Here is a 435-nt window from a genome sequence, read left to right as displayed (position 1 = left end):
GGAGGATCTGACCGCGCTGACCAAGGTTCCCGGGATCGGCAAGAAGGGCGCCCAGCGCATCGTCATCGAGCTCAAAGACAAGCTCGGCGCCGCGGCCGGTGCTGCCGCCGGCGCCGGCACGGCCTCCGTGTCGCCCGCCGGCGGCTGGCAGGATCAGGTGCGCACGGCGCTGCTGGGGCTCGGTTGGTCGGCTCGCGACGCCGACGCGGCGGTCGACCAGGTCGCACCGACGGCGGCGGAGAACGGCCACGCCGCGGACGTGCCGTCGCTGCTCAAAGCGGCGCTGCGTACGCTGGCGAAGTGATCCGCTGCGATAGGTTGCGCCGATGAGCATGTTCGATGAGCCGGAGTCCCCCGACACGCGGCTGGTGGGCGGCGGCGCGGACGCCGACGAGCGCGCGGTGGAGGCCGCGTTGCGGCCTCGGACGCTCACCG

At 73.8% G+C, this 435-nt stretch carries 1 protein-coding gene; it reads left to right on the top strand.

Features of this window, described 5'->3' with window-relative positions; all coding sequences use genetic code 11:
* A partial coding sequence (locus ELR45_RS00245) for a helix-hairpin-helix domain-containing protein (protein ID WP_240759024.1) occupies positions 1 to 304 on the top strand: 304 nt, incomplete at its 5' end.
* Between the last annotated feature and the right edge of the window lie 131 nt (positions 305 to 435).

It is taken from the genome of Phytoactinopolyspora endophytica (assembly GCF_004138495.1).
GTDB lineage: Bacteria > Actinomycetota > Actinomycetes > Jiangellales > Jiangellaceae > Phytoactinopolyspora > Phytoactinopolyspora endophytica.
Note: the sequence above shows the minus strand (reverse complement) of the source record. Positions and strands in the feature narration are given on the sequence as shown.